The 17,571-nt window shown below is 64.7% G+C and carries 20 protein-coding genes; 6 read left to right on the plus strand and 14 right to left on the minus strand.

The window, feature by feature from the left end; genetic code table 11:
* The 3 genes from CV770_RS12165 to CV770_RS12175 form a co-directional block, all read right to left on the minus strand.
* The coding region (locus CV770_RS12165; protein WP_201759818.1) for a DNA glycosylase AlkZ-like family protein at positions 1-258 on the minus strand (258 nt) is incomplete at its 3' end.
* Between the two features lie 127 nt (positions 259-385).
* On the minus strand, positions 386-640 hold the full coding sequence (locus tag CV770_RS12170) for a hypothetical protein (RefSeq protein ID WP_028141758.1): 255 nt from the start codon (positions 638-640) through the stop codon (positions 386-388).
* Positions 641-760: 120 nt separating this feature from the next.
* Positions 761-1,006: a hypothetical protein gene (locus CV770_RS12175; protein ID WP_091956132.1), complete on the minus strand. Its 246-nt coding sequence runs from the start codon at positions 1,004-1,006 to the stop codon at positions 761-763.
* A gap of 556 nt (positions 1,007-1,562) precedes the next feature.
* Here CV770_RS12175 and CV770_RS12185 point away from each other — a divergent pair.
* Positions 1,563-2,204 carry an OmpA family protein gene (locus tag CV770_RS12185; protein ID WP_104462513.1) on the plus strand — a complete coding sequence of 214 codons (642 nt, stop codon included), beginning with the start codon at positions 1,563-1,565 and terminating at the stop codon, positions 2,202-2,204.
* A gap of 56 nt (positions 2,205-2,260) precedes the next feature.
* Here CV770_RS12185 and CV770_RS12190 read toward each other — a convergent pair whose 3' ends face one another.
* Positions 2,261-3,619: a phospholipid carrier-dependent glycosyltransferase gene (locus CV770_RS12190; RefSeq protein WP_245453744.1), complete on the minus strand. Its 1,359-nt coding sequence runs from the start codon at positions 3,617-3,619 to the stop codon at positions 2,261-2,263.
* A gap of 122 nt (positions 3,620-3,741) precedes the next feature.
* On the opposite strand from CV770_RS12190, the gene CV770_RS12195 reads away from it, so the two are divergent.
* Positions 3,742-4,443, plus strand: coding sequence for a FecR family protein (locus tag CV770_RS12195; RefSeq protein WP_201759819.1), 702 nt, complete (start codon positions 3,742-3,744; stop codon positions 4,441-4,443).
* A 2-nt stretch (positions 4,444-4,445) separates the two neighbouring features.
* On the plus strand, positions 4,446-5,600 hold the full coding sequence (locus tag CV770_RS12200) for a hypothetical protein (RefSeq protein ID WP_201759820.1): 1,155 nt from the start codon (positions 4,446-4,448) through the stop codon (positions 5,598-5,600).
* 134 nt (positions 5,601-5,734) lie between these two features.
* On the opposite strand, the gene CV770_RS12205 is transcribed toward CV770_RS12200, so the two are convergent.
* The 3 genes from CV770_RS12205 to CV770_RS12215 all read right to left on the minus strand — a co-directional run bounded on the left by CV770_RS12205 (position 5,735) and on the right by CV770_RS12215 (position 7,311).
* Entirely contained in the window at positions 5,735-6,211 is a 477-nt protein-coding gene (locus tag CV770_RS12205) for a VOC family protein (RefSeq protein WP_104462517.1), read from the minus strand.
* Between the two features lie 41 nt (positions 6,212-6,252).
* Complete coding sequence (locus tag CV770_RS12210; RefSeq protein ID WP_091956138.1) at positions 6,253-6,681, minus strand: VOC family protein; 429 nt, start codon at positions 6,679-6,681, stop codon at positions 6,253-6,255.
* Between the two features lie 117 nt (positions 6,682-6,798).
* Complete coding sequence (locus CV770_RS12215) at positions 6,799-7,311, minus strand: cupin domain-containing protein (RefSeq protein ID WP_007606929.1); 513 nt, start codon at positions 7,309-7,311, stop codon at positions 6,799-6,801.
* A gap of 128 nt (positions 7,312-7,439) precedes the next feature.
* On the opposite strand from CV770_RS12215, the gene CV770_RS12220 reads away from it, so the two are divergent.
* Complete coding sequence (locus CV770_RS12220) at positions 7,440-7,658, plus strand: CsbD family protein (RefSeq protein ID WP_091956139.1); 219 nt, start codon at positions 7,440-7,442, stop codon at positions 7,656-7,658.
* A 168-nt stretch (positions 7,659-7,826) separates the two neighbouring features.
* Here the strand turns inward: CV770_RS12220 and CV770_RS12230 are convergent, their stop codons facing one another.
* The 5 genes from CV770_RS12230 to ggt all read right to left on the minus strand — a co-directional run bounded on the left by CV770_RS12230 (position 7,827) and on the right by ggt (position 14,037).
* Positions 7,827-8,291 (minus strand): FKBP-type peptidyl-prolyl cis-trans isomerase, encoded by a 465-nt coding sequence (locus tag CV770_RS12230; protein ID WP_091956140.1) that lies wholly within the window; start codon positions 8,289-8,291, stop codon positions 7,827-7,829.
* A 60-nt stretch (positions 8,292-8,351) separates the two neighbouring features.
* On the minus strand, positions 8,352-10,643 hold the full coding sequence (locus tag CV770_RS12235) for a xanthine dehydrogenase family protein molybdopterin-binding subunit (protein WP_104462519.1): 2,292 nt from the start codon (positions 10,641-10,643) through the stop codon (positions 8,352-8,354).
* A gap of 2 nt (positions 10,644-10,645) precedes the next feature.
* The gene (locus tag CV770_RS12240; RefSeq protein WP_104462520.1) at positions 10,646-11,662 is read right to left on the minus strand and encodes an FAD binding domain-containing protein; all 1,017 of its coding nucleotides are present in this window, start codon (positions 11,660-11,662) and stop codon (positions 10,646-10,648) included.
* Between the two features lie 4 nt (positions 11,663-11,666).
* On the minus strand, positions 11,667-12,281 hold the full coding sequence (locus CV770_RS12245; protein WP_104462521.1) for a (2Fe-2S)-binding protein: 615 nt from the start codon (positions 12,279-12,281) through the stop codon (positions 11,667-11,669).
* Between the two features lie 169 nt (positions 12,282-12,450).
* A complete protein-coding gene (gene ggt, locus CV770_RS12250) occupies positions 12,451-14,037 on the minus strand; it encodes a gamma-glutamyltransferase (protein WP_104462522.1) in 1,587 nt (528 codons plus the stop codon).
* Between the two features lie 198 nt (positions 14,038-14,235).
* Here ggt and trhO point away from each other — a divergent pair, with 198 nt between their 5' ends.
* Both trhO and CV770_RS12260 read left to right on the plus strand, forming a co-directional pair.
* Positions 14,236-15,030 (plus strand): oxygen-dependent tRNA uridine(34) hydroxylase TrhO, encoded by a 795-nt coding sequence (gene trhO, locus CV770_RS12255; RefSeq protein WP_104462523.1) that lies wholly within the window; start codon positions 14,236-14,238, stop codon positions 15,028-15,030.
* The gene (locus CV770_RS12260) at positions 15,020-15,238 is read left to right on the plus strand and encodes a SlyX family protein (protein WP_104462524.1); all 219 of its coding nucleotides are present in this window, start codon (positions 15,020-15,022) and stop codon (positions 15,236-15,238) included. The genes trhO and CV770_RS12260 overlap by 11 nt, the downstream gene beginning before the upstream one ends.
* A 6-nt stretch (positions 15,239-15,244) precedes the next feature.
* Here CV770_RS12260 and CV770_RS12265 read toward each other — a convergent pair whose 3' ends face one another.
* Together CV770_RS12265 and CV770_RS12270 are read right to left on the minus strand one after the other, a co-directional pair.
* Positions 15,245-17,149 carry a sensor domain-containing diguanylate cyclase gene (locus CV770_RS12265; protein WP_104462525.1) on the minus strand — a complete coding sequence of 635 codons (1,905 nt, stop codon included), beginning with the start codon at positions 17,147-17,149 and terminating at the stop codon, positions 15,245-15,247.
* A 173-nt stretch (positions 17,150-17,322) separates the two neighbouring features.
* On the minus strand, positions 17,323-17,538 hold the full coding sequence (locus tag CV770_RS12270; RefSeq protein WP_201759821.1) for a hypothetical protein: 216 nt from the start codon (positions 17,536-17,538) through the stop codon (positions 17,323-17,325).
* Between the last annotated feature and the right edge of the window lie 33 nt (positions 17,539-17,571).

Genomic DNA, 17,571 nt, shown 5'->3' on the forward strand with positions numbered 1-17,571 from the left:
CACGCTTCTGTCGACGCTCTGGGCGTGGCGCAAATCGGCGCGCCGGTAGGACGGGATACGGCTGAACAGGATGTGGTGATGGCAGCGCTCGATCACGTTGATGGTGTCGATCTGCACATAGCCGAGATGAGCGACCGCGTCCGCGACGGCCTGCGCTCCCTCGCCGAACGGGGCGCGCTCATCCAGCCGCTGGGCATCCAGCCAGATCTGCCGGGCCTGTGTCGTGGTGAGGTGGAGCGGTTTGGGCGCGCGTGACATTGCGGGGAGGAATGTAGCGGGATTCGCGCCAAGAAAAAGAAGAAGAAAAAGAAGACCTCGAGGCAGCAGTCAAAAAAACCGCGCTGCCATCTGCTGACAGCGCGGCCGGATGCGGCGCGCCTCGCGCCTACTTCATCGTCATCGCCTTCTGCGACTTCATATAGTGCATGCAGGCGCTCTTCATCTTGCCGTTGCTCATGTCGGTGTTGGCCATGGCCATTTCCTTGTTCGCCGCCATCTTGGCCGGCGTGTCGGGCGTACCGCCCATCATGGCTGCGGACTTCATCATGTTGTCCTTGGTGCACGCCATCATCGCGGCGGACGCGGGGGACAACGAAAGGGTGAACGCGACAAAGGCTGCAGACGTGAGCAAGATCTTCATCGAAAAGTCTCCTCCGTAAAACAAAACCGGCGTCATGCCGGCCTTCGCAATTACGTATTCTCTCGCGCCGACGTTTCGCGGAGAAGACAATTTTCTTGCTGCGGTGCGAAGGCGGAGGGCCTAGCGGCCATCCTTCGGGGTCTTGGGCCGGTCCCCGAGGCTTCCGGTGGCGACATCCGGCTCGCACAGGGCCTTGCCGCGCCCCTCCGCCTGGCAGCGATAGACGCTGCCGGTGAGGCGGTCGACCAGCCACACGTTCTCGTCGGTCGGCGCTTCGAGTCCGACATAGCGGGAGGTCAGCCCCGTGATCAGCGTCGACAGCAGGATCGCCACCGCGATCATGGCCGCACCGATATAGATGGGCATTGAGCTCAGGGACACTGTCCGATCCGGCGGGCCGCTGCGATTGAAGTAGTCACGCTGATAGTCACTTGGCCTCGGCACTGGACGGAACTCGGCTCCTTCATTCGGAGATTGGCGGGGACAACGTCCTGCTAGGCGCGCATCTGGCCGATTTCTTGTTCACGGCCGGGCCAAGCGGCGACGGCTTTGCGACGATCGGTGTGCAGAGGTTTCCGGCGCCGAGTCTGCCGGCCATCGCCTGCGCCGGGACCCTTGGTCAGCCACCTCCCACGGCACGGAGGGGAATGAGCCTGCTCGCAAGGTGATTTCAATCACACCGGGGATTGCCGCTGCTTGAACCCACACCGCGGAGCGTGCGACGACTGCTATTGGTCCGATCGGCCCTGTCCCCGGGGCCATCGCGAAACGCGCCGGTCCGATGCCCGAACGCCCGGGAATGCGCTAGGATGGGCCCGGAACCGGCTGTAGCCACCGTGACCAAGATCACATCAGGACCTTTGAACCTGCCCTATGCTCGCAGCATCAAATCGCTATCAGGCGTAACAGCGAGGATACGACAATGACCCGTTTTGATAAGTTCTTTGGACTGAACGCGATAACTCTTTCCGCCGCGCTGTCGATGACGGCGGGCCTGGCAGTGGCCGGTGACAACAATGTCTCCACGGGCCAGATCCTGGATGCACTGAAGCCGAAGCCGGCGACCCGCGGCCTGTCCGCCGGTCCGCAGGCCGATCCGGCGGTGCAGGCCAAGGAATCGACATTCCTGAACACCGTGCGCAACCGCTCGACCCGGTCGCTCTCGACGGGCGAGCGCGAGCAGATCGCCGAGCTCGCCGCGACCAAGCCGAAGATCGACCTGGAAATCCAGTTCGACTATAACTCCGCCGATATCGCCAAGACCTCGATGACCTCGGTGCAGGCGCTCGGCAAGGCGCTGTCCGATCCGGCGCTGAAGGGCTCGACCTTTGTGGTCGCCGGCCACACCGATGCGACCGGCGGCGAAGAGTACAATCAAGGCCTCTCCGAACGGCGCGCCGACACCATCAAGAAGTACCTGGTGCAGAACTACGGCCTCAACGGCACCGATCTGGTCACCGTCGGCTACGGCGAGACCAAGCTGAAGGACACTGCCAACGGCGCCGACCCGGTCAACCGCCGCGTCCAGGTCGTGAACATGGACACCAAGACCGCGTCTAAGTGATCTCGATTTGATCGCGACAGAAGACACGCCGCCTGCCACCCCGGCAGGCGGCGATGTCATATCCAGCTCTGGAACAGCATCAGCCGGCTGAAGCTCCGCATCGACGTGCCGATGAAGGCCGCAGAGATCGGCAGCATGACCGCAAAGCCGATCGCGGCGACACCGACATAGGCCCACAGCAGCCAGCGCGGCAGGCCGTCCCGGCGCAGCACATAGACCAGCGCGAGCGACGCCGCGGTGGCGGCCGGCAGGTAGTAGTAGATGAACCCGAGCGTACGCGGCAGCAACGCCCAGGCGAGCCAGGGACCGAAATAGAACGCCGCGATCAGGAACGCATCCCAGCGGCGCAGCACGATGAAATCGCGCAGCACGAGCGCGAGTGCGAGCAGAGCCGGCCACAACACCAGTGGATTGCCGAGGAAGACGATCGCGGAGACGTTGTCCTCTCCCGTCTTGTCGAACAGGAACCACACCGGGCGCGCAAGCTGCGGCCAGGATGGCCACGCGCTCATATAGGTGTGTCCGGCGATCGCGGTGGTGGTGTTGTCGGCGAAGATCCGGCGCTGCGCCTCGATCAGATCCGGCAACGACACGCCGTAGAGCGGAACGAAAGCCGCAAGATATGTCATCGCTGGCAGGACGGCGAAGCAGAGCGCGACATGATGCAGCCTCAGGCCGGGCCAGAGGTCCGGCCGGTACCAGTCGTCCGGCTTCGCGTCGGCGAACAGCGTGCGCCAGCCCTGCATCAGGCGGATCACCGCAACGATGACGATGCAGACGCCGAGCGGAAACAGGCCGCTCCATTTGCAGGCCGCAGCACAACCGAACAGGCTGCCGGCGAGCGCGAACAGCGCCTGCGGCCGCTCCCGTCGAAAGCCGTGCATGAAGGCGGCAGTCGCGAGCAGACCGAAGCCGAGCGCAAAGATATCGAGCATGGCGATGCGCGCCTGCACGTACAGCATCTGGTTCGAGGCGGCGATCAGCGCCGCGGCGATCGCGGGCCCTTGCGCGGAGAACAGCGCGAGGCCGCACAGATAGATTGCGACGATCGCCAATGCGCCGAACAATGTCGCGGGATAACGCCAGCCGAGCGCGTTGTCGCCGAAGGCCGCGATCGAGGCCGCGATCAGTTCCTTGGCAAGCGGCGGATGCATCGGATTGAGCATCGCCTGCGACATCGCCGGTGCCAGCATCTGCCGCGCCGCCGGCACGTAGTGCACCTCGTCGAAGACGAACTTCTCCGGCGTCGTCAGCCCGATCAGCAGCGCGAGATGGGCAGCTAGGAAAATAGCGACAGCAACCACTGCGCTTCGCGACAATCTCGGAACTGCGGACCGTTCAAGCGGCTGCTGTGGGGATGTTTTGCGTGGCAAATTTGCGTCACCGCGGACAAAAATAAGGATCGCGGTTTTCATTGAACGCATTCCGCCGCGGCTGTCACTAAGCATAACGCACGTCCGCGCCGCTTGTGATAATTTCGCCACATCAGAAGCGCGCGCGATCCGGTACGATCAGGGGCACCTCGATCGGTTGTGAAATGAATTTGCGTTTCTGGCTTTTCTCCACCCTGTTGTCGGCCGCACTGTGCGCGGCGCCTGCTGCGCTGGCGCAGACGCGCGTCGGCGAAGCCGTCGTGATCCAGAACGAAGTGGTGCGGGTGGCCGCGGCTACCACGCCGATCAGTGTCGGCGACAGCATGCTGCGCGACGAGACCGTGCGCACCGGCGCCGACAGCGCCGCGCGCTTCGTGATGGCCGACAGCACCAATCTGTCGCTCGGTCCGAGCGCCACGCTCAAGCTCGACCGCACCGTCTTCAACGACGAGCGCAGCTATCGCGACGTCGCGATCCGCATGACAACAGGCGCGTTCCGTTTCGTCACCGGACATTCCGAGAAGACCGCCTACAAGATCACGACGCCGCTTGCGACCATCGGCGTGCGCGGCACCACGCTCGACATCCTCTCGCAGCGGGGACGCTCCGTCGTCGTGCTTCAGGACGGCGCGGCCAGCGTCTGCACAACGAGCTCACAATGCGTGCAGCTCACCCAGCCGGGCGACACCGCAATCATCACATCGACCGGCGGCAAGGTCAGCATCACCAAGACCAACACGCCGCCCTGGACCTTTGCCGCCAACTGCGCCGCAAGTGCCGGGCTGTGCGCGGTGAACCAATATGCGGGCGCCTCGCCGACCATCACGCCGGCCGTCCAGGACGACGGCATGCTGTGCGGGCGCTGACGATGGCGAAAATCAGCTTTCGGCTCTTCGCCCTCACCGGCCTGCTGACCGCGGCCGCTGCGCTGGCGTTTGTCGCGCTCGACATTCGTCCCGCCGCAGCTCAAGCGACCTGCGAAATCGGATGCGGCGAGCCGACGCCCTACCCGACGTATTCACCGTCTCCGACGCCGACATATTCTCCGTCGCCCTCACCCTCCCCTTCGCCGAGCCCCTATCCTTCCCCATCGCCGAGTCCATATCCGTCGCCGAGCCCGACACCGACCGGGGCCGATTCCAGCGGCAATTCGATCGGCGGCCTCGCGGGCCAGCGCTTCAACCAGATGATCACCAACCGGGTGCTCGGCACGGTCCTGCTCGGCGTCAACGAGCAGGTCAATTGCAGCGACTGCATCAGCGCGTTCGGCTCGGCTGGATCGTTCTCGGCCGGCATCCACGGCCGCAAGGAGCTTACCAACAATCTGTCGCTGCTCGCCGGCATCGCCTACACGCACTACAACGAGGGCGGCTACAAGATCACGAGCGCGCCGATCGGCGCCTTTGCGCTGCGCTACGACTTCACCGATTGGGGATCGTCACGTCCGTTCTTCGACGTCGGAACGATCCTGACGCCGTGGGAGAAGGCGCGCTATACCCGCAGCTACAACACCAGCCTCGGTCCGGTGAGCGTGACGAGCTCGACCAACGCTTCGAACTACGCGGTCTACGGCCGCGCCGGCTGGATAAGCCGCGTGTCGCCGCGCGACGAGGTCGCAGCTTCGATCGAGGTCTGGCAGCTCTGGCAGCGCGTGTCCGGCTATAGCGACAATGCCGTGGCCTTCAACCCGTTCGACGCCACCATCGCGACCGGCACCGACCGTACCAGCCTGGTCAAGATCGGCGGCCAGTGGACGCATCTGTTCGGCAGCAACGTCGAGACCAACATCAATGGCGGCTGGGTGCAGTCGTTTGCGAGCCGCAGCGGCATCGTCGCCACCGTGACCGGCGACGGCGTGGTGGTGCCGACCATGGGCAACCAGGGCTGGTTCGAATATGGCGGGCGGCTCGGCTTCCGCGTGCAGAAGGGCTGGGTCGTGGATCTCTTCGCCAACGGCACGCTCGGCCCACAGCCCGTCGGCAACACCATCCACGGCGGCGTGGGGCTACGGATAAATTATTAGCGGCAAGCTCAGTCTCGTAGGGTAGGCAAAGCGAAGCGTGCCCACCAACTCTCTCAAACGGGGATGAATGGTGGACACGGCGCAAGAGCGCCTTTGCCCACCAAACGGCACCTGTGTCGTCGTCACGCCGCCGACTAGCCCTCGAACGCGCGGCGCAGCACGTCGACGTCCAGCTTCACCATCTTCATCATGGCCTGCATCGCGCGCGCGGCCGCCGCCCTGTCCGGGCTCGACAGGAATTCGAACATCACCTTCGGCACGACCTGCCAGGCCACACCCCAGCGATCCCGGAGCCAGCCGCATTGCTCTTCCTTGCCGCCATCGGCGAGGAACGCATTCCAGACGCTGTCGACCTGGGCCTGGTCGTCGCAATGGATCATCAGCGAAATGGCGTGGGTATATTCCATCTTCATCCCGCCGTTGAGCGCGACCAGCGGCTGACCAGCGACCGTGAACTCGACGACGAGCACGGAGCCTTCCTTGCCGGAGGGCCCGTCCGAAACATTGCGCTGAACGTGCGTGATCGTCGAATTCGGCACGAGCGAGACGTAGAACTTCGCGGCTTCCTCGGCATCGCCGTTGAACCACATGCAGGGTACGACCTTGGACATCGTGAATGTTCCTCGTTGGTTTAGCGTTCGACGGGCTGCGATCAGGCATTCGCCATGGCGGGCTGCGGAGGGACGGCCGCCATGTCCAGCCAGTTCACACCCCACATGTGACCATCCGGATCCTCGAAGCTGCGGCCGTACATGAAGCTGTATTCGTCCTTCGGGCTGGGATCGGCCACCCCGCCCGCCGCCTCTGCCTTGCCGACAATCGCGTCGACCTCGTTGCGGGTGTCGGCGGACAGGCAGAACAGCGCCTGGTTCGAGGTCCTGGCATCTGCGATCGGCTTCGGCGTGAACTGGCGGAATTTGTCGTGGGTCGCCAGCATCACGTAGATGGCCTCGGAAAAGACCATGCAGCTCGCCGTGTCGTCGCTGAATTGCGGGTTCCGGGTCGCGCCGACCGCCTCATAGAAGGCGGTCGCACGTTTGAGGTCGGTCACGGGAAGATTGAGGAAGATCATCCTGGGCATCGGAAGCTCCTTGGGCGGGTTCTGCCCAAGGACGGATCGCCGGGGGGCCACCCGACACAGCTTCCGAATATTTTTTCACCCCCCGGAGACGATCGCGCCTCCCATCGCGGGGCGGTCTTACTTCTTCTCGTTCGGATCCCGGTGGATGGGGTCGACCCACAGCACGGTCTCGGGCTTCTCAACCGGCTCGATGTCGAGGTTGATCGCCACCGCCTCGCCGTCGCTGCGCACCAGCACGCATTCAAGCACCTCGTCCGGGCTGGCATTGATCTCCTGATGCGGCACGTAAGGCGGGACGAAAATGAAATCGCCGGGGCCCGCCTCCGCGGTGAATTGCAGGCTCTCGCCCCAGCGCATCCGCGCCTTGCCCTTCACCACGTAGATGACGCTTTCGAGGTGGCCGTGATGGTGTGCGCCGGTCTTGGCATCCGGCTTGATGCTGACGGTGCCGGCCCACAATTTCTGGGCGCCGACGCGCGCGAAATTGATCGCGGCCGCGCGGTCCATGCCCGCCGTCGACGGCACGTTGGTATCGAGCTGGTTACCGGGAATGACGCGCACGCCGTCATGTTTCCAGCGATCGTCGTGATCGTGGTCATGGTGGGAATGCGAATGGTCATGGCCGGTCATGGGACTTGCTTTCTGTTGGTTCCGTGCGCGGCAACCTAACCCGAAGCCGCACTCGCGAGCCATGCCAAAATCGGAACCCTCGTAGCTGCGGGACGTTGTCTTTGCGAGCAGAATGGAAGGAGAGTTTCATGGGTAGCACGACCGACAAGATCAAGGGTAACGCCAACGAGGCGATCGGCAAGGCCAAGCAGGGCATCGGTGAAGCCACCGGTTCCGACCGCATGAAGGGCGAAGGCGTGGTCCAGGAAGTGAAGGGCAAGGGCCAGCAGGCCATGGGCGATGCCAAGGACGCCGCAAAGGACGCGATCGATCGCGCGGCGGCCGGGGCAAAGCGCGCGACGGAATAGCGCGCGCAGGACTGAACGCGAAAAGACCGGCCTTTCGGCCGGTCTTTTTGTTCGTATCGATTATCTCCGTCATGGCCGGGCTTGACCCGGCCATCCAAGTCTTAGCAGCACGAAGAAAGAACGTGGATGCCCGCGACAAGCGCGGGCATGACGACGTGGAGACGTCAGTTATTTCACCGCGAGCAATTCCACGTCGAACATCAGCGTCGCGTTCGGCGGGATCACGCCGCCGGCGCCGCGGGCGCCGTAGCCGAGCTGCGGCGGGATGATCAGCGTGCGCTTGCCGCCGACCTTCATCGAGGCGACGCCCTCGTCCCAGCCGGCGATGACACGGCCCTTGCCGATCGGGAATTCGAACGGCTCCTTGCGATCGACGGAGCTATCGAATTTCTTGCCCTTCTGGCCGTTCTCATAGAGCCAGCCGGTATAGTGCATCACGCAGATCTGGCCGGGCTGCGGCGAGGCACCGGTGCCGACGTTGGAATCGATGATCTGCAAGCCTGAAGCTGTGGTCATGGTCTTTCCTGCGGTCTGGGCCGAGGCCGTGGTGGAAACGAAATGCGACACGCCTGCGATCACCGTGATCGCGAGTGCCGACATCAGGGTGAGGAGCGCGCGCTGGAAACGCTGCATAAGGCACCTTCCGTTTGAGGCGGAAGGTGTCTAGCGCAACGCGGGTGCGGTTTCCACCCCTCACACCTCGATATTTTCCAGCCGAACCGGGAGCTTGCGGATGCGCTGGCCGGTGGCATGGTGGATCGCGTTGCAGATCGCGGCATTGGTGCCGACATTGGCGAGCTCGCCGAGGCCCTTCACGCCGACGGGATTGATGCGGTCATCCTGCTCGGAGAGCAAAATGACCTCGACGCCGGCGACGTCCGCATTCACGGGCACGAGGTAGTCGGCAAGATTGTCATTGACGTAGCGCGCATTGCGCTCGTCGATTTCGGTGCCCTCCAGCAATGCCGACGACATGCCCCAGATCAGTCCGCCCATCAGTTGGCTGCGCGCCGTGCGCGGATTCATGATCCTGCCCGCCGCAAACGCACCGACGAGGCGAGGACAGCGGATTTCGTGGGTGAAGCGATTGACACGGACCTCGACGAACTCGGCGCCGAATGCGTAGGCGATCTGGTCTTTCATGGCGTGACCGCCGACGAGCCGCACCTGCCCGTTGTGCATGGCGCGGAAGGAATCTAGCGGCGCGCCTTCCGGCTTCCACTCGCCATATTCCTCGACGACGCCGACACCGAGCCGATCGAAGGCCTTCTCGATATCGAGCGGACGATCGCCCTTCGCCGCTTGCGTGGCCGGTGTCTGGCCGAGACCCACGGTCTCCTTGGCCCGGTCGGTCAGGCTTTGAGCCGGCATCGCGGCCTTGAACAGGCGCTGGCGAATCTGGTCGCACACCATCATCACCGCCGAGCAGGTACTCGCGGTCGAGTTCGAGCCGCCGGCAACCGGCGCCGGTGGCAGATCGCTGTCACCCATGAAGACGGCAACTTTCTCGAGGGGCACGCCGAGGCGCTCGGCCGCGGTCTGGGCGATGACCGTATAGGCGCCGGTGCCGATCTCGTGGCCGGCGATCTCGACCCGGGTCCGGCCGTCGCGCTGGAGGCGCACGCGCGCGGCCGACGGCCCCATCTGCGTCGGATAGCAGGTCGCGGCACAGCCATAGCCGATCAGCCAGTCGCCGTCCGACATCGATTTCGGCTGCGGCGAGCGCTGCGCCCAGCCGAAGGCTCTGGCGGCCTCGTCGAAGCACGCCATCAGCGAGCGCGAGGTGTAGGGCTTGCCACCGATCGGCTCGACATTGGTGTCGTTGATGCGGCGGAGCTCGACAGGATCCATGTTGAGCTTGACCGCGAGCTCGTCCATCGCGCTCTCCAGCGCAAACAGATACGGCACCTCCGGCGGCGAGCGCATGAAGCCCGGCGTGTTGCGGTCAGCACGCACGATCGACACCAGGCTGTCGACGTTCGGGCAGGCATAGAGCCGCGTCGTCGTCTTGGTGCCGCCGACGCAATAGGCGTCGGCGCGCGAGGAGACCTCGGCGCCCTCATGCCTCAAAGCCAGCAGCTTGCCGTCCCGGTTTGCGCCAAGCTTGATCTCATGACGCGTCTCGGCACGATGGGTCGTAATGGTAAAACCCTGATCGCGGGTCGGGACCAGCTTGATCGGGCGGCCCAGGCGTTTGGCAATGCCGGCGATGATGGCGGTCCGCGGCGTCATCGGGCCGCGCGAACCAAAGCCGCCGCCGACATAGGGATTGACCACGCGTACCTTGTCGGCGTCGATACCGAGCTGCTCGGCGACGCCGTGCTTCAAGCCGTAGACGAATTGACTGCCTTCGTAGATGACGAGATTGTCGCCCATCCAGGCGCAGCTCGTCGAAAACAGCTCCATCGGATTGTGGTGCTGCGTCGGCGTGTCATAGGCGGCGGTGAGCTTGACCTCGGCCGCATCGAATGCCTTGGCGAAATCGCCGACCGCGGGGTCTTCCTTGAACTGCGCATTCTGGCCCTTTGCGGCTGCCGTGGTCGTCCCCGCCGAGCCGAAGCTCGCGCTCGGCGCCGTGGCGGTGTAGCTGACCTTGACACGATTGGCGGCCTCGCGCGCGGCCTCGTAACTTTCCGCGACAACGACAGCGATGATCTGGCCGTCATGGGCGATGTCGGCCGACTTTAGCGGCTGGATCGTGGTTCCGGCATAGCCGCCATTGCTGAACAGCTTCGACTCCTTCAGCTTCGGGGCGTTCTCGTGCGTGATGATCTCGATTACGCCGCGGACACCCTTGGCCTCATCGAGATCGAAACGGTCGATGCGGCCGTTGGCAATCGCACTGGTGACCAGGAATGCGTAGGCCGGATTGTCCAGCGGCATGTCGGAGGCGTAGGTCGCCCGCCCCGTGACCTTTGCAGCCGCATCATAGCGCGGCACGGGCTGGCCCATATTCGCCTTGGGCGAGGGAGCTGCAGCGGTCATGATCAGATCTCCATCGTTACGGCCTGCTGGAGCGCGCGCGCCACCACGCGCTTGCCGAGCGCGATCTTGAAGCTGTTGTGCCGGCGGCCGCGGGCGTCTGCAAAAGCGGCATCAGCGACGCGTTGCGCCAGAGCTTCGTCGAACTTTTGTCCCTTCAGCAGCGCCTCCGCCTCGCGCGCCCGCCAGGGCATGGTGGCGACGCCGCCGAGCCCGACGCGCGCATCCCGGATCGTGCCGTCTTGCACGTCAAGCGCGATCGCAGCCGATGACAGTGCGAACTCATAGGATTGCCGGTCGCGCGCCTTGAGATACACCGAGCGCGGCCAGCGGCCCGGGATCGAGAAGGCCGAAATCAGTTCGCCGGGCTGAAGCGTGGTCTCGATGTCGGGGGAATTGCCCGGCGCCTTGTGCAGCTCCGCGAACGGCATGCTGCGCATGCCGCCCTTGCCGGTGATTTCGACCACCGCATCGAGGGCGATCAACGCCTGCGCGAAATCGCCGGGATAGGTCGCAATGCACTGATCGGACGTCCCGAGCACGGCATGCATCCGGTTGACGCCGTCCATGGCGGCGCAGCCGGAGCCGGGATTGCGCTTGTTGCAATTCTCATAGGAGACGTCGCGGAAATAACTGCAACGCGTCCGCTGCATCACGTTGCCGCCGAGCGTCGCCATGTTGCGCAGCTGGGCGCTGGCGGCGAGCTTCAGGGAATTGGCGATCACCGGATAATTGCGCTGGATCTCGGCATGGGCGGCCACGTCGGACATCTTTGCGAGCGCGCCGAGCCGCAAGCCGTCGCTACCCGGCTCGATTGCCGACCAGGCTTGCGCGAGCGGATTGATATCGACGATCGCGGCGGGCCGCATCACGTCCAGCTTCATCAGATCGATCAGCGTGGTGCCGCCGGCAAGCGGCTGGGCTGTCGCCTGCGTCAACGGATTGTTGGCTGCTGCGGCGGCGCTCAGCGCCTGCACGGCCATGTCAGGGTCTGTTGCCCGCTGATACGAAAAGGGTCGCATGCGCCTAGCCTTTCATGATCTCGGGCGCGGCCTGCTTCACAGCCGCGACGATGTTGGGATAGGCCGCGCAACGGCAGATGTTGCCGCTCATGTACTCGCGGATGTCGGCCTCGTTCCCGGCATGTCCCTCCTTGACGCAGGCTACGGCGGACATGATCTGGCCGGGCGTGCAATAGCCGCACTGGAATGCATCGTTGTCGACGAAGGCCTGCTGCATCGGGTGCAGGCGATCGTCGGTCGCCAGCCCCTCGATCGTCGTGATCTCCTGCCCTTCCGCCGCGAGCGCGAGCGTCAGGCATGACACCACCCGCCGACCGTCGATCAGCACCGTGCAGGCGCCGCACTGGCCGTGGTCGCAGCCTTTCTTGCTGCCGGTGAGCTTGAGGTGATCGCGCAGCGCATCGAGCACCGTGGTGCGTGCGTCGATGCGCAGGCGCTTGTCCTTGCCGTTGACCTGCAGCGTGACGTCGACGGGAAGTGAGGGGTCCTGTGCAGCTGGGGCTTTGGCTTCCTCTGTGACCGCGCGCGCGGTGATCGGGACGAGCACACTGCCAGCCGCGCCGGCCATGAAGGCGCGCCGATCGAATGCTGATTGTTTGGAACTTGATGTGTCGGACATCGACGCCTCCGCCGCTTATCTGCAAAGCAGCGCACGCCTGCACCGCTCATCGCCCCTTAACCGGAAGCAATGAACTCTGTTCCGAACGAGAAAGGGCGACGCAGCAAATGCCGCGCCGCCCTTCGTCAACTTTTCCTGATCTTGCGCGCGGAACCCCGCGCGCCAACGCTCAATAGCCGAGCGCGCAGCCGTCCTTGCGCGGATCGGAGCCGCCGGTGAGCGTGCCCTTCTCCCAGTCGATCCAGATCGCCTGCGCGCCGCCGAGCGGGCCGACCACGCCGGTGGTCTTGTGGCCGAGCTTCTTCAGGCCCTCGACGATCGCAGCCGGCACGCTGTCCTCGAGCTGATACTGGCCCTCGTAGTGCAGGCCGCGCGGCATGTCGATCGCCTCCTGCACGTCGCAGCCATAGTCGAGGATGTTGGTCACGACGCGGGTCTGGCCGACCGGCTGGTACTGCCCGCCCATCACCGCGAACGGCATCACGGAGCGGCCGCCCTTGGTGAGCAGGCTCGGCATGATCGTGTGCAGCGGCCGCTTACCGCCGGCGATGCAATTGGGATGGCCCGGCTGGATGCGGAAGCCGCCGGCGCGGTTCTGGAACAGGACGCCGGTCTTATTCGAGACGATCGCCGAGCCGAAGGAATGCGCGATCGAATTGATGAACGAGCAGACGTTGCGGTCCTTGTCGACGACGGTGATGTAGATCGTCGACGGATTCATCGGCGGTGCGACGTTCGGCAGGTCGAGCATGCCGTCCATGCGGATCTTGGCGATGTGCTCGTCGCAGAATTCCTTGGCGAGGATCCTGGCGACCTCGACCTGCATGTGGTCGGGATCGGCGACGTGCAGCTCGCGGTGCATGTAAGCGATGCGCGCGGCTTCCGCTTCGAGATGGAAACGCTCGATGCTGAGCGGCGCGTATTTCGTCAGGTCGAACCGCGACAAGATATTCAGCATCAGCAGCATGGTGAGGCCGGGTCCGTTCGGCGGGCACTGCCAGACGTCGTAGCCCTTGTACATGGTGCCGATCGGCGTCGTCGTCTCGGTGGTGTGCGCGGCGAAATCGTCGAGCGTGTGCAGGCCGCCGATGCCCCTGAGGGTCTCGACCATGTCTTCGGCGATCGGACCCTTGTAGAAGGCGTCGCGGCCGTCCTTGGCGATCGCGCGCAGCGTCTTACCGAGCTCGGCCTGGCGGATGACGTCGCCGGCCACCGGTGGCTTGCCGCCCGGCAACAGGTAACGCACGGTGTTGGTACCGCCCTTCAGCTTCTCGAACTGGTTCTTCCAGTCGAAGGCGATGCGGGGGGCGACGACGTAGCCTTCCTCGGCTGCCTTGATCGCTGGCTGGAGCAGCCGGTCGAAGCCGAACTTGCCGTGGTCGCGCAAGACGGTCGCGAAGGCATCGACCACGCCGGGGATCGAGACGGCATGCGCCGAGGTCAGCGGCACCGAGTTGATCTTGCGCTCCAGGTACCAGTCGGCGTTCGCCGCCTTCGGGGCACGGCCGGAGCCGTTATAGGCGATGATCTTGCCCTCGCCGCGCGGCTGGATCAGCGCAAAGCAGTCGCCGCCGATGCCGGTCGATTGCGGCTCGATCACGCCAAGCAGGGCCGAACCCGCAACCGCCGCGTCCACCGCAGTGCCCCCTTCGCGCAACACCTCGATCGCGGCGAGCGAGGCCTGCGGATGCGAGGTCGCCACCATCGCGTTGGTGGCGTGGACCGTGGACCTGCCTGGGAAATGAAAGTTTCTCATCGAATTCTTGCTCTCTTGGGCCCGTGGCGCGGATGGCGCGCCATCTCGGAAAAACCGGGGTTACATGACACATTCCGGCGGCCTTCGGCAATGCTGGCATACCAGGGAAATGGCTGCCATCCGCTGAGCGAATAGACCTTTCGAGGCCGGCGGCCGTGCGGGTTTTCCGGGCCGCCTGCGCCTGCTAAACGAGCCGCCATGTCTGATCCAGATTCGATCAAGGTCGCCGCCTTCTACCAATTCGCCGCACTCCCGGATTACCGCGAGCTGCGCGAACCGCTGCGCGCGTTCTGCGCCGGTCTTAAGCTGAAGGGCAGCGTGCTGCTGGCGCAGGAGGGCATCAACGGCACGCTCGCCGGTGCGCCGGAGGCGATCGACGCCCTCGCCCACGAGCTCGCTCACGGCGACATGTTCGGCGGCAGGCTGAACAATCTCGAATTGAAATTCTCGACCGCCGAAGCGATGCCGTTCGGGCGGCTCAAGGTGCGGCTGAAGAAGGAGATCGTCACGCTTGGCGATGAGGCTGCCGATCCGACCCGCCAGGTCGGCACCTATGTCGATGCGAGCGAATGGAACGCGCTGATCTCCGCGCCCGACACGCTGCTGCTCGACACCCGCAACGCCTTCGAGGTGGCGATGGGAACGTTCGAAGGCGCCGTCGATCCCGGCATCAGGAGCTTTGGCCAGTTCAAGGATTTTGCCGCCGTCGAGCTTGATCCGGCAAAGCACCGCAGGATCGCGATGTTCTGCACCGGCGGCATCCGCTGCGAAAAGGCGAGCGCGCATCTGCTCGCGCGCGGCTTTGCCGAGGTCTATCACCTCAAGGGCGGCATCCTCAAATATCTGGAAGAGGTGCCGGAGGCGCAGAGCCGCTGGCGCGGCGAATGCTTCGTGTTCGACGAGCGCGTCGCGCTCGGCCATGGTCTGCAAGAATCTGGCTTGCAAGAATCCGGTTTGCGCGAACGGGACAAGGGACACGGCCGTGACGAATGAGATCAAGACGCTCGCCGAGCGCATGGACACGCTGGAAACGCGCCTCGCCTACCAGGACGATACGATCGAGACGTTGAACCAGACCATCACCGCGCAGTGGAAGCAGATCGATCTGCTGACGCGGAAGATCGCAGAGCTCGGCGAGCGGCTGCAGGAAGCCGAGGCCAATGCGCCGGGGCCGACCAACGAGCCGCCGCCGCATTATTGAGCCGTCTTACTGGCCGGAGGCCTTGGGCATCAAATTCATGAGCTCACCGGACATCACCAGGCGGTCGCGGCCTGCATCCTTGGCGGCGTAGAGCGCCCGGTCGGCAGCCTCAACCAGCGAGGCCACGCCCGCCGTGCGCTCCAGCGCCGGCCGACAGGTCGCACCGCCGACCGAGACGGTGACGCATCCGGATTCCAGATTGGTGGCATGAACGAGGCCGGCCTCGTGGATGGCGCTGCGGATCCGTTGGCCGAAAAGGGCGCAGCCGGCGGCATCGGTGTTGGGCAGCAGCATGGCGAATTCCTCGCCGCCATAGCGCGCCGCCAGATCGCCGGCGCGTTGCGTCTCGGCCGCGATGATCTTTGCGACCAGACGCAGGCAGGCATCGCCCGCCGGATGGCCGTATTCGTCGTTATAGGCCTTGAAGTGATCCACATCGATCATCAGCAAAGCAAGGCTCGAGCGGTCGCGATAGGCGCGCGCCCATTCCTCTTTCAGCCGCTCGTCGAAGCGTCGGCGATTGGCAAGGCCGGTGAGGCTGTCCTCGATCGCAAGCGTCTCGAGCCTGGTTTCCAGCTTCTTGTGCTCGGTGATGTCGCGGGAGATCGCGACCACGCCGTCGACGCGGCCATTGTCCTTGCGCGTCACCCGCATGGTCGATTCCAGCCAGACTTCGCCGTTCTGCCGGTGCGAGTTGCGATAAGTGAGGCGCGCCTCCTCCCGCTCGCCACGCTTCATGGCGTCGACGATCGCCTGGACCTCCGGCAGATCCTCCGGATTGATGCCCGCGAGCGCCGGCGTGCCGATCAATTGATTGGCGCGCCAGCCGACGACGCGCGCGGACGAGGGCGAGACATAGCGCAGCCGCTCGTCGAGCCCGATGCGCGTCACCATGTCGCTGGAGCCTTCGGCAAGCAGGCGGAAATGCGCCTCTTTCTCGACCAGGGCCGCGGCCATGCGCTGGCCCCGCTGCAACTGTCGCACCAGCACGGCACCGATGACCGCAATCAGCATCACCAGCGCGACGACGTAGAGCATGCGGGAGATTGCCGCGGCGCGCCAGGGCGCGAGCAACTCGTCCTTGTCGACTGTGGCAAGCAAAAGGAGCGGGAAACGGCTGCTGCGCTTGAAGAAGCTGACGCGCTCGGCGCCGTCCAGGGGGGACTTGAAATAGTAGGCCCCACTCGGCCGTTGCAGGCTCGCGTCGCGGAATAACGGCTTGTCGGAAACGCTGCGTCCGACGAATGTCTCGTTGCTGGGGTTGCGCGCGATGATCAGGCCATCGCCATGCGTGAGCGACACCGAGCTGTTGCGGCCGATCTCGAACTGCTCGTAGAAATGCGAAAGATATTTCGAGCTGATGGTCGCGAGCACGACCCCGCCGAAGCTGCCGTCGGGTTTGTTGAAGCGGCGCGACAGGGTGACGACCCATTCGCCGTCCAGGAGGCTCTTTACGGGACGGCCGACATGGGGCTCTCGTTTCGGGGAGAGCTGATGATAGCGGAAAAACGCATCGTCGCTGAGCGTTGAGCCGATTGTGCCGGGTGAGGTCAGCCAGTTGCCCTGGTCGTCGATGATGGCGAGGCTGTGAACACGCTCGATGGCCTTCTTGCGTACTTCCAGCAGGGTGCGCAGTTTGGCGATCGTGGCCGGTGCAGTGCCGTCCATCTCGAGCCGGCTGACGACGCCGACGACGCCGGAATCCAGCAGATCGAGGCTGTCCTCGGCATGCTGGGTCAGCGAGCGGGCAACGTTCGCCATCTCGGTCTCGGCGCCCCTGAGCACCGCATCGCGCGCAGCCCATTCCCGCCAGCCGCTGACGCCGAGGATGGTCGCGCAGGTCAGCACGACGAACGCCGCCGCGCGCAGCGGCAGGCGGCTCCATCCGGCTCTTTGGGTCGCAAGGCTCATGCGGCAGAATTCTCCGATCGTCGGAAACTCTGCCGCTTCTATTATTGAACTCTGAAATCACGACTGGAATACGCAGCCATCTACCCGGTTTCCAGTAGTCCTACGGACGCCGCGATCAGCACATCGCTAACAAGGTATTAGCAAGCCGATCGGAATCCCGGCGTCGCCTTCCGCTAGCTGAAGATTGCCTTCACCTTGTCCCAGAGCGAGGGACTGTCGGCTTCCGCATCGGCCTTCGAGGGCGTCGGCTGGGTGGCACTTACGGGATCGGATGCTGGGAAGCTGTCCCTGAGCCCGGCGTCGAGCTTGGCGTTGCGGTCGGCAACGAGCGCTTCGCGCAGATCGTCGGCGTGCTTGTCGTGCGGCGCGGGATTAAATGTCTCAGCCATGATGTCCTCCATCGGCTGGTCAACGCGGCCCGA

This window comes from Bradyrhizobium sp. AC87j1 (assembly GCF_002936975.1).
GTDB classification, from domain to species: Bacteria; Pseudomonadota; Alphaproteobacteria; order Rhizobiales; family Xanthobacteraceae; genus Bradyrhizobium; species Bradyrhizobium shewense.